We start from the raw sequence: 11432 nt of genomic DNA on the forward strand, positions 1-11432 counted from the left end.
CGATCTTTACTGGAACTTTGGTTGAGCAGTAAAGTAGCACTTAGGCAAGGCTATGCAAATTTTAGCTCGAGTGTCAGCGAAAGTCCCTGGATCTGGATGCGACTCGGAGATCCATCAGTTGCAGATGGTCGGCCACCACGGTCACCGCCCCCTCGGCGTTCTGCACCTTTCCCCGAATCAGCAACGCCGGAGCCGTGATCGCCAGCTTGCGGTACTTGGCCCACAACCCGACCGAGCACACCACGTTGACCATCCCGGTCTCGTCCTCGAGGTTGATGAACGTGACGCCTCCGGCAGTTGCCGGCCGCTGGCGATGCGTCACCGCTCCGCCGACCAGCACTCGGTCTCCGTCCGGAATCTGCAGCAGCCGGTTCGCGGGAATCACGCCGAGCGAATCGAGCCGATCTCGAAAGAACTGCGTGGGATAGGAATTCGGTGACACACCGGTTGCCCAGACGTCGGCCGAGGCCAGATCGAGATCCGACATTCCCGGTAGCGCAGGCGCTTTCGTCGACGCTCCGATGCCAGGGAGCAGTCCCGGACGCTCCCCCGCCGCTGCACCCGCAGCCCACAGTGCCTCTCGGCGAGTGATGCCGAAGCACCCGAGTGCACCTGCCGTTGCCAGCGATTCCGCCTGCGCCACCGACAGTTCGACGCGTCCGGTCAGGTCCAGGAACGAGGTGTAGAGCCCGTGTGCGTCTCGCGCGTCGACGATCTTCTGGGCCACTGCGGTCCCGATGAACTTCACATCGGCCAACCCCATGCGAATCTCGAGGCCGTTCGCCTCGAGATTCGCATGGCCGAGACTGGCGTTCACGTCTGCACCGTGGACGAGCACACCGTGCCGCCTGGCGTCGGCGACCAGGGATTGCGGCGAGTAGAAACCCATCGGTTGAGCGCGCAGCAGGCCGGCACAGAATGCCGCCGGGTGGTGCAGCTTGAACCACGAGGAGTAGAACACCAGTGAGGCGAAACTCTGCGAATGGCTTTCGGGGAAGCCGAAATTGGCGAATGCAGACAGCTTTTCGTAGATTCGGTCTGCCGCCGCGCCGGTGATGCCGTGAAGATCGCGCATCCCGTCGTAGAACCGCCCACGCAGCAGTTCCATCTTCTCCGGTGATCGCTTCGACCCCATCGCACGGCGCAGTTGATCGGCGTCGGCGGCACTGAAGCCGGCGACGTCGATGGCCATCTGCATCAGCTGTTCCTGGAACAGCGGCACTCCGAGTGTTCGATCGAGTGCCTTCTTCAGCGACGGATGCTCGAAGATCACCGGCTCGAGTCCGTTGCGGCGCTTGATGTACGGGTGCACCGAACCACCCTGGATCGGACCGGGACGGATCAGCGCGACCTCGACCACCAGATCGTAGAAGTTCCGCGGCTTGAGCCGCGGCAGAGTGGCCATCTGCGCGCGAGACTCGACCTGGAACACCCCGACCGAATCGGCTCGCTGGAGCATCTCGTACACCGCAGGCTCGGACAGGTCGATCGAGGCGAGTTCGATATTGATGCCCTTGTGCTCGGCGATCAGGTCCATCATGTAGTGCAGCGCCGAGAGCATGCCGAGCCCGAGCATGTCGAACTTCACCAAACCCACTGCGGCACAGTCGTCCTTGTCCCACTGGAGCACACTGCGATTCTCCATCGTCGCCCATTCCACCGGGCAGACGTCCGCGATCGGCCGATCGCAGATCACCATGCCACCGGAGTGAATGCCGAGGTGCCGCGGGAAGCCCTCGACCTGCCGCGCGAGTTCGAGAACCGATTCGGGAATACCGTCGCCCTCCTGATCACCGATTCCGGACCAGCGGGTGATCTGCTTGCTCCATGCGTCCTGCTGCCCTTGTGAGAAGCCCAGCGCACGGGCCATGTCTCGCACGGACGACTTGCCGCGGTAGGTGATGACGTTGGCCACCTGAGCGGCATGAGTGCGGCCGTACTTGGCGTAGACGTGTTGGATCGCCTCTTCTCGACGATCGGATTCGATGTCGATGTCGATGTCCGGTGGCCCGTCGCGCTCGGGTGCGAGGAACCGCTCGAACAGCAGCTTGTTCGCCACCGGGTCGACGTTGGTGATGCCGATCGCGAAGCAGACAGCCGAGTTGGCCGCCGAACCTCTTCCCTGACAGAGGATGTCGTGTGTCTTGCAGAAGTGGACGATGTCGTGGACCACCAGGAAATAGCCGGGGAATTCGAGCCTCTCGATGATGTCGAGCTCGTACTCCAGCTGCGAATAGGCCGCCGGGTTCGCCGACTGCGAGCCGTACCGACGGGCGGCCCCCTCGAACGTGAGTCGACGCAGATAGCTGATCTCGGTGTACCCGTCGGGCACCTCGAAGGGCGGGAGGCGTGGCGCGATCAGCTTCAGATCGAACGAACACTCACGACCGAGCTCGACGGCACCGCGCACCGCGCCCGGATAGTGCTCGAACAGTTCCGCCATCTCCGCTCCGGACCGTAGATGTCCGCCGCCGGTCGGTGCCAACCAACCGGCAGCCTCGTCCAAACTGCTCCGAGCGCGCACAGCGGCCATCGCCATGGCCAATCTCCTGCTGCGCGGACTGGCGTAGTGCGCGGCCGTGGTCGCGATCGTCGGAAGACCGTACTTTCGAGCCAGCATCGCCAGCGCATCGTTGCGCTCGTCGTCGTCGGCAATTCCGTGCCGGGTGAGTTCGACGGTGACGCGATCGGCCCCGAAGCGGTCGACGAGAGTGCGCAGCGCGGACTCGGCCGCCTCCGGACCACCGCGCGAGAGCGCCTGCCGAACATGACCCTTTCGGCAACCGGTGAGAATCTGCCAGTGCCCGCCCGCCGATTCGGTGAGTTCGTCGATGTCGTACTGCGGCTTGCCTTTGACTCCGCCGGCCAGGTGTGCGGCCGCGATCCGACGCGAGAGCCGGCGATACCCCTCCTGGCCGCGAGCGAGCACCAGTAGATGAGTGCCGTCGGGATCGGTCTCCCCGGCTCGGGATCGATGCGTGTCCAGTGAGAGTTCGGCACCGAACACGGTTCCGATGCCGAGAGCTCTGGCTGCCTCGGCGAAGCGCACGACCCCGTAGAAACCGTCGTGATCGGTGATGGCGATGGACTCGAGGCCCAGGCGTACCGCCTCCTCGACCATCTCCTCGGGCTGCGAGGCACCGTCGAGAAAGCTGAACGCCGAGTGCGCATGCAATTCTGCATACGGCGTCGTGGACAGCACGGGCTTGTCGATGGTGCGGTCGTAGACGTCCCTCTTTCGCGACCAAGCCGGGCTGTCGCCGCCGTCGCCCTCGGCCGCCGGCTTGGGACGTCCGGACAGGACGCGCTCCATCTCCGACCACGTGGGTGGTCCGTCGTTCCATCCCATCGAGCCCTCCCCTCACCGCATCGCCGTTGTATCGAACACTTGTTCTAATGAGAGCACGGGGGTCCGACACGATCAACTACAGTCGAGTCGCCACTGACCCCTTCCACAGAGCCGGAGCACCGTCGTGACCCGTTGGGCCTCGTTCGTCGTATCGCACAAACGATGGGTGCTGGCTGTCGTCGTCGCCGTCGTCACAGTCGGCGGGGTGTTGGGACTGAGCGTCTTCTCGAAACTGAGTGAGGGCGGCTACGCAGACGCCGGCAGCGAATCGTCCGAGGTGGCACGGCTCCTACAGGGCATCGGCCAACCGACTCCCGACATCGTGGCGATCTACACCGCACCCGAGGGCGAGACGATCGACGACATCGGCCCCCGAGTGCAAGCGACGATCGACGAGTTCACGAGTCGATACACCCTCGGCAACGTCAACTCGTACTGGACCGCAGACCCGGTCAGCAGAGAATTTCTGATCTCGAAAGACAGAACCAAGGCCTTGGCGACGGTGTCCCTCGGGGCGAACTCGGGCGTCACGTTCAACACCTTCGGCGACCTGCCGCCCCAGCTCGAAGTACCCGGCATCGAATCGCAGTTCGCCGGCGCGTCGGTGGTCGGGGTATCGCTCAGCGAAACCCTCGAACGCGACCTCGTCCGCTCCGAGATCATCGCTGTTCCCATCACATTGCTGCTGCTGATATTCATCTTCGGCGGCGTCGTCGCCGCAGCGGTCCCGGTGTTCGTCGGCATCCTCAGCGTGCTCAGTTCACTGGCCATCCTGCGGGTGCTCACCGAGTTCACCGAAGTCAGCTCGTTCTCCATCAATGTCGCGTCGCTACTGGGGCTCGGCCTTGCCATCGACTACGGACTGTTCATCGTCAGCAGATTCCGCGAGGAACTACGCGGCGGGTCGACGCCGTTCGACGCGACCGTCCGCACGGTGTCCACCGCAGGCAAGACCGTCGTCTTCTCCGGACTGCTGCTGATCTGCGCATTCGCGGGCATGCTCGTCTTCCCGCAGGCGGTGATCCGATCCCTCGGGTTCGGGGCCATGGCGGCGGTGGCGAGCGCGGCCGTCCTGTCCCTGACGGTGATTCCGGCACTGCTCGCGATTCTCGGCCCCCGCATCAACTCCTGGACGTGGTCGCGTACCGCGTCCGATCGCAGCGATGCACGGGCACACAAGTTCTGGGGCGGCGTCGTCACCCGCGTGATGAAGCATCCGGGAATCGTCGCGGCCGTCATCGTCGCCGGGTTGCTGATCATCGCCACCCCGATCCTGAAAGTCTCACTCGGCGAGGTCGACTACACGGCGCTGCCGAAGGACAATCCTGCGCGCATGGCGTTCGAGACGCTCGGCACCGACTTCGAATCCACCGGCGAGGGTGCCACCGTGGTTCTTCGCGGCCTGGACGGCGTCAAGCCTCAGGGCGCACCCATCGCATCCCTCACCTCGGCTGTGGAATCCACACCGGGTATCGCTCGCGCCGAATTCCTGGGCTCCAAAGACGATTTCGTGACACTTCAGGCGTCCTACAGCGAGCCGACCGGCGGCCTGACCGAGGCCGAATCTCAATCCGAGGCAGTGTCTGCACTGCGCTCGATTGCCCCTCCCGACGGCACCGAGATCCTCGTCGGCGGTGGACGAGCCAACGTCGACGACGGCAATGCTGCAATCGCAAAGTGGCTACCGGTGATGATCGCCATCATGGTCGTCTCGACGCTGGTGTTGCTGTTCCTCGCGTTCGGCTCGATCGTGCTGCCCGTCAAGGCCGTACTGATGGCCGGACTGAGCCTGGGCGCAACCTTCGGCGCACTCACGTGGGTGTTCCAAGAGGGCCACGGAGCCTCCCTGCTCGGCGTCACCCCAGGACCGCTCGAGTCGACGTTCGTCGTTCTCATCCTCGCGGTCATCTTCGGCTTGTCGACCGACTACGAGGTGTTCCTGATGTCGCGCATGGTCGAGGCCCGCGCGGCGGGAGCGACTACCGAGGAAGCGGTGATCTTCGGTGCCCAACGCACCGGACGCATCGTCACTGCGGCGGCGTTGATTCTGATCGTCGTCACCGGTGCCTTCACCATCTCGGGTCTGTCGATCATGAAGTTCCTCGGCGTCGGAGTCATTCTGGCTCTGATCATCGACGCGACGATCATCCGTATGTTGCTGGTTCCGTCCTTGGTCAAACTCATGGGCGAGGCCAATTGGTGGGCACCCGCCTGGATGAAGAAAGTGCACGAAAAAGCCGGTATCGGGCACTAGCACCGGAACTTACTTCGGAGTAGGGTCGGCTCGCATGGCGAACTTCATCGTAACCGGCGGTACCGGGTTTCTCGGGAAGAACGTGCTGCCCCGATTGCTCGACCGCGATGCACTCGCGGCAATCCACGTGCTGGTGCGTCCGAGTTCGGTGGCGCGGCTCGAGCGACTGGCACAGCACCTCGACGGCGGCGACCGAATTCACCCGCTGGTCGGCGACCTCACCGAGCCGGCGCTCGGACTCCGAGACGTGCCTTCCGACATCGACCACATCCTCCATCTCGGAGCCGTCTACGATCTGACCGCGGGCGACGAGCAGACCCCGACCAACGTCGCCGGAACGGCCTCGGTGATTCGTCTCGCCGAGAAGACGGGGGCTCGCCTGCACCACATCTCGTCGATCGCCGTCGCGGGCGATCACCGAGGAACGTTCTCGGAGAACGACTTCGACCTCGGTCAAGCCTTTCCGACGGCATATCACCGCACCAAATTCGAGTCCGAGAAGCTGGTGCGAGACAGCGCTGTGGACTGGCGGGTCTACCGGCCCGCCGCGATCATCGGCCACTCGGAGACCGGTGCGATCGACAAAGTGGACGGCCCGTACTACTTCTTCCCGTTCTTCGCCGAACTTGCCAAGCTGCCTTCTGCCATACCGATCACGGTGCCGAAGATGGGCTCCACCAACCTCGTTCCGGTCGATTACGTCGCCGACGCCATCGTCGAGCTCGTACATCGAAACACTTCTTCCGGCAGCGTGTTCCATCTGGTGAACACGAGTCCGCAATCCATGGCCGAGGTGTATTCCGCATTTTCGTCGGCAGCCGGATCGCGAGCGAAGATCGTCGACGTACCGGGTGCACTGGTCGCTCCGGTCGTCTCCCCCAAGTACCGAGCCGTACGCAAGCAACGCGACGCCGCCCTCCGTGATCTCGGCGTACCTCCGGTGATGCTCGAGCACTTGACCCTGCCCACGGTGTTCGAGTCGGCAGCGACACAGAAAGCATTGCAGGGCAGCTCGATTGCACCGCCTCCACTGCGCACGTACGCCGATCGCGTGTGGACCTACTGGCGGGAGAACTTCGACCCCAAGCGCAATCGCCGAAACGATCCGCGCGGGCCACTGTTCGGTCGTCACATCATCATCACCGGCGGCTCCTCCGGCATCGGCCGGGCCAGTGCCGAGGCGGCCGCACGCAAGGGCGCAGTGGTCATTCTTCTCGCACGCGGGCAGGATCAACTCGACGAAGTGGTCGAAAGAATTCGCGAATCAGGTGGCACTGCATACGGTTACCCGTGCGACGTGACCGACAGCGAGTCGGTCGAGCACACCGTGAAAACCGTTCTGAGCGAACACGGTCATGTCGACATGCTGGTCAACAATGCCGGGCGATCCATCCGCCGCTCGCTCTATCGGTCCACCGATCGGTTGCACGATTACGAGCGCACCATGGCCGTCAACTACTTCGGGGCAATTCGGTTGGTGCTGGCGCTGCTGCCACACATGCGTGAACGTCAGTTCGGGCACGTGGTCAACATCTCCAGCGCTGCCGTCCTGGGACACCCCCCACGGTTCTCCGCCTATGTCGCCAGCAAGGCAGCGCTCGACGGGTTCACCGATGTTGCTGCGGCAGAAACACTCTCGGACGGAATCACGTACACCACGATCCACATGCCGCTGGTGGACACTCCGATGATCACCCCGACGGGCGACAAGAACGTCGGCCCGGTGTTCTCACCGGAGAAGGCCGCGGCCATGGTGATCCGCGCATTGAGCGACAAGCCCAAACGCATCGATACGCCGCTGGGAACGCTCGGACAGTTCGGAGCCATCTTCGCCCCCAAGGGCAAGGACCGCACGATGCACCAGCACTACCGCACGTTCGCCGAATCCGCGGCTGCCAAAGGAGAAGCGCAGGTACCCCTCGAGGACGGAAAGGTGCCCTACCGAGTCCGGCCCTACGATCCGAAAGCTCCGAGCGCTCGCATCGGCAAAGTGATCCGTCGCGCCGGCAGATTGGTACCCGGCACCAGCTGGTGACCGGCGGGGTCAGCGCAGCAGTGCCTTTCCCCAGACACGCAGGAATCCCTGACTCAGGTGTGTCAGAGTGCCGATGGCCAGCACCCATTTGACGGTGCTGACCACGGTGGTGGCGCGAACGACGGTGTCGGTGATCTGTTCGCGGTTGTCCACCAGAATCAGTCCGACGATGTTCTCGATGTAGTCGCCGGCGGCAGAGGCCACGGGTGCGACGGCCAATGCAGTCGTCGCCGCAGGGCTCAGCGGCGTCTTGTCCGCCAGGCTCCTCGCGCCGGCACGCAATGCAACGGCGTAGATCGCCGGATGGACGAAATCGGGCAGATAGTGGCTGCGGAACCGGGCGATCTCGGTCTCGTCCATGCTCGCCAGGATCTGCCGATAACGCTCGGCGGACCACGCCGTCTGCACGGCAAGCACCTTCGGAGCTGCTGGGCCGAGCAGTCGGGCGATGTTGGCCTGGGATACGACGAACAGTGCCGACCAGCCCAGCATCCTGCGATCCAGCGCACTCGGTGTCATGTCCGAAGACACTAGTGCGTCAGAAACGGGAGGACGGTGGCCTCGAACGCCGAGTAGCCGTCACGATGAATGCTGTGTCCGGTGCGAAACGCCTCGACGCGGCAGGTCGAGATCTCGGAGACCATCGCGTCCAGTCGTTCCGGATCGACCATGCCGCCGGGACCGCCGCGAAGCACCAACGTCGGAGCAGCGATGTCGGCCAACGACTCCCACCACTGCGGATTCGGCCGACGGAACTGGTCGAGAGCAGTGGCGGTCATCGAGCGATCGAAGGCGAGTACCGCGCGGGGATGCAGAACGACGCTGCTCGCTGCGTGCCAGAGCTCGGTGATCGACGGCATCTTGCCGGTCAGCGTCGGCGGAGCGTCCCCCGGCCTGATCGGTATCGGGAGCTCTTCGAGTACCAGACGCCGAACGAGCTCCGGGCGACGTTGCGCGACGAGCGAGACCGCATATCCGCCGAGGGAATGGCCGACGAGATCGACTTCGTTCAGCCCGAGGTGGTCGATCAGGGCCAGCAGGTCTGCCCCGAAGGAATCGAACTCGTACGTGGACGTGTGCGCACTCTTGCCGTGCCCGCGCAGATCGACGGTGATCACCCGGCGGCCCTGCGCGGTGAGCGCCCGGGTGAACCGATCCCAGGTTGTGCTGTCACCGCCCATGCCGTGTACCAGCATCACCGGTGTCGATTCCGAGTTCGCATGCCCCAGCGGGGTGAACGAGCGATACGCGATATCGACGCCATCGAGGTCGACCGTCTCCGACATCATCTGCATTCCCTCGACGGTAGCGGTGCCGCTATTCGTAGATTCCTTCCACCCGCCACCGACCCTCGTCGAACACCAGCAGCAGGGCCCTCTCGTCGTCGAGCACCACCTGGGCTCGCGCCGTCGGACCCGTCGCCGCGTGGCCACTGTCCCACCATCGCTCGTCCACCGGCCACGGTCCGGCCAGACCCGTCAACGCCCATTCCTTGGTGCCCCAGCGCAACCGCGACGGGGGCGCATCGAACACACCACGATCGGTGACGCCGATTCCGGTTCCCGCTCGATTCATCAACGTCACTGTCGGACGTGTCTCGATCACTGCCGCCGGAGCAGGCTCGGGTAGCCGTCCCGGCCAAGGAGCCGACGGGTCGGATATCGGCACCAATTCGTCGCCGAGCGGACGCAACGTGATCCGCTCGGACGGCCCACGACCCCCACTGAGCACACCACCGAGCACCGATTCGCCACCGAGCAGACCCTGCACGCGCACCAACGCCCGACGCGCCCTCTCGTCCTCGTCGCCGACACTGCCCCACAACCCCAGTTGCAGCTCACCTGCGGCCACCACTTCGATCGGTTCGAGCCGCAGCACGGTGATCGCGGACGTCGGCTTGTTCTCGCTGCGCCCGGTGATCCAGCCGTCCAGTTGCCACCGCACACGATCGGCTGTTCCTTCCGGCGTCAACGGCTCCGCGCAGCGCCAGATCCGCGACAGGTTCTCACCGTTACCGGTACTGGCATGCACCAGCAGCCGAGTACACGCAACGGCAGCGGCGGCAAGCTTGGTGTGCAGCTGCTCGGCCAGGCCGCGCCCGGCGAAGGCAGCGGCGTCGACTCGATCGATCGGCGGGTCGCACAGGTACTCCACATCCAGGTCGGGTGGAAGAGCCCTGGCCGACGGCGGACGCTCGGGCTCGCCTCGTGCACTGCGATGCGCCAACACCGCGTCGGTACCGAACCGGGACGCCACATCCCCCGGAGACAGTGCAGCGAAGTCGCCGATGGTTCGTAGACCCAAGCGCCGCAACAGATCCACCAGCTCGCCGCGATCGGCAGCAGACATGCTCGGTTCCGCCGAGAGTTCCGCCACCGGCAACGGCGCGAGGAAGCCTGCACCCCCGCCGCGCGGCACCACCTGCGCATACCTCGCAGCGACGACCGCGGTGGACAGCTCGTCGGCGATACCGATCTGACATTCCACTCCGGCAGCCGACGCTTCGTCGATCAGCCGTTCCGCGGCCCGATGCTCGGTACCGAAATACCGTCCGACGCCGCGGGCAGAAAGAACCAGCAGGCCCGGTCGCAGTACTTCGACTCCCGGTGCGATGGCGGCGATCGCCGAGACCACGGGCTCGAACAGTCGCGCATCACGATCGGTATCGGCCAGAGCGACATGCACTTCCGGGCACCGCGCCTGCGCTTCCCGACGGCGCAGGCCGCGCTTGATGCCCGATGCCCGTGCCGTCGCCGAGCACGCGACGACCCGATTGGCCGAGGTGACGACCACCGGATGCGTCGCAGGGAGATCGGCCTGGGCAGCTGCTGCAACGGCAGGCCAATCGGGGCACCACAGAGCCAGAACACGGTTGGCACGAACACGGCTGGAGCGGTCGATGCTCATGTCGAGACCGCGATCGACAACGGATTCTGTTCGCGCCCCTCGGCATGCCACTCGATGCGGCCGTTCTCCGAACGCAGGTCGAGTCGAACGGTGCGGGGCCGCGTCGCCTTGCCGCGAGCGCACACCGACAAACGGACGCCGCGCAGTCGGCCGCGACCCAGCTCCCGGCCCGTGCCGAGGCCGTCGTATCCGTGGACCGATGCGTCCAGTCGTAACTCTGCCCCGTCCCAGTGCCCATCGGTCACCAGCAGCGTCGAGCCCTTGCTACGCGCTCTGGCCACCACGGCCCTGGCCCGAGTGGGCGATACCGACAGACCACCGAGACCGAGCACGACGAGGTCGACACCGTCGAGCAGAATTGCCGCCACTTCCACCGGATCGGGACCGGGATCGGGAATCAGGGCCAGCTTGCTCAGCTTTGCACCCATCTCGACCGCGGCCAGAATCCCGAAACGGGGCTGCCCGATGACGGCGACATGCCCACCGGCACCGGTCACCGCAGCCACCAACCCGATCAGGAGCGAGCCGGCACCGGATACCGAGGCCACCGTTCCACGCACCAGGCCGCCGTGCGGTAGTACCTCGATCAGCGCGGACGGCACCGGGAGAACGGGCCGCTGACGGGTTGGACGCTGCGTCGACGGTTCCTGAATCACGGGCTCGACAGGGTCCGAATTCTCGATGCGCACCGATGCCGTTTCGCCCCGAGAAGGCACGGCAGCCATCCGGCTACGCAGCAACGCCACGCGCTCCGGCAGCGACAACCCGTCGAGCGCATCCGGCGTGACAGAAGCTCCCGATACAGTCATGTCACTCCACTTCGCGGCGTAGAAAATCGAGCCGAAACTTCGGTGTTCGACGGACGCGGGAAGTGGCGCATTCGAACA

At 65.0% G+C, this 11432-nt stretch carries 7 protein-coding genes; 2 read left to right on the forward strand and 5 right to left on the reverse strand.

Annotated features, from left to right (window positions below; all coding sequences use genetic code 11):
* Nucleotides 1-73: 73 nt before the first annotated feature.
* Entirely contained in the window at nucleotides 74-3349 is a 3276-nt protein-coding gene (locus R3P95_RS03980) for an error-prone DNA polymerase (protein WP_317547358.1), read from the reverse strand.
* Nucleotides 3350-3473: 124 nt separating this feature from the next.
* Here R3P95_RS03980 and R3P95_RS03985 point away from each other — a divergent pair, with 124 nt between their 5' ends.
* Together R3P95_RS03985 and R3P95_RS03990 are read left to right on the forward strand one after the other, a co-directional pair.
* On the forward strand, nucleotides 3474-5603 hold the full coding sequence (locus R3P95_RS03985; RefSeq protein WP_317547359.1) for an MMPL family transporter: 2130 nt from the start codon (nucleotides 3474-3476) through the stop codon (nucleotides 5601-5603).
* Nucleotides 5604-5637: 34 nt separating this feature from the next.
* Nucleotides 5638-7638 (forward strand): SDR family oxidoreductase, encoded by a 2001-nt coding sequence (locus R3P95_RS03990; protein ID WP_149405370.1) that lies wholly within the window; start codon nucleotides 5638-5640, stop codon nucleotides 7636-7638.
* 9 nt (nucleotides 7639-7647) lie between these two features.
* Here the strand turns inward: R3P95_RS03990 and R3P95_RS03995 are convergent, their stop codons facing one another.
* From R3P95_RS03995 to R3P95_RS04010, 4 genes are read right to left on the reverse strand one after another with little or no spacing between them, the layout of a single operon-like run.
* Nucleotides 7648-8157, reverse strand: a complete 510-nt coding sequence (locus tag R3P95_RS03995) for a hypothetical protein (RefSeq protein WP_068051266.1) — start codon at nucleotides 8155-8157, stop codon at nucleotides 7648-7650.
* 11 nt (nucleotides 8158-8168) lie between these two features.
* Nucleotides 8169-8933, reverse strand: coding sequence for an alpha/beta fold hydrolase (locus tag R3P95_RS04000; RefSeq protein ID WP_394855385.1), 765 nt, complete (start codon nucleotides 8931-8933; stop codon nucleotides 8169-8171).
* A gap of 22 nt (nucleotides 8934-8955) precedes the next feature.
* Nucleotides 8956-10545 (reverse strand): DNA polymerase Y family protein, encoded by a 1590-nt coding sequence (locus tag R3P95_RS04005; protein ID WP_317547360.1) that lies wholly within the window; start codon nucleotides 10543-10545, stop codon nucleotides 8956-8958.
* A complete protein-coding gene (locus R3P95_RS04010) occupies nucleotides 10542-11354 on the reverse strand; it encodes a hypothetical protein (RefSeq protein WP_317547361.1) in 813 nt (270 codons plus the stop codon). Before R3P95_RS04010 ends, R3P95_RS04005 begins: the two co-directional genes overlap by 4 nt.
* Nucleotides 11355-11432 lie beyond the last annotated feature (78 nt).

The organism is Rhodococcus cercidiphylli, from assembly GCF_033042225.1.
Classification (GTDB): domain Bacteria; phylum Actinomycetota; class Actinomycetes; order Mycobacteriales; family Mycobacteriaceae; genus Rhodococcoides.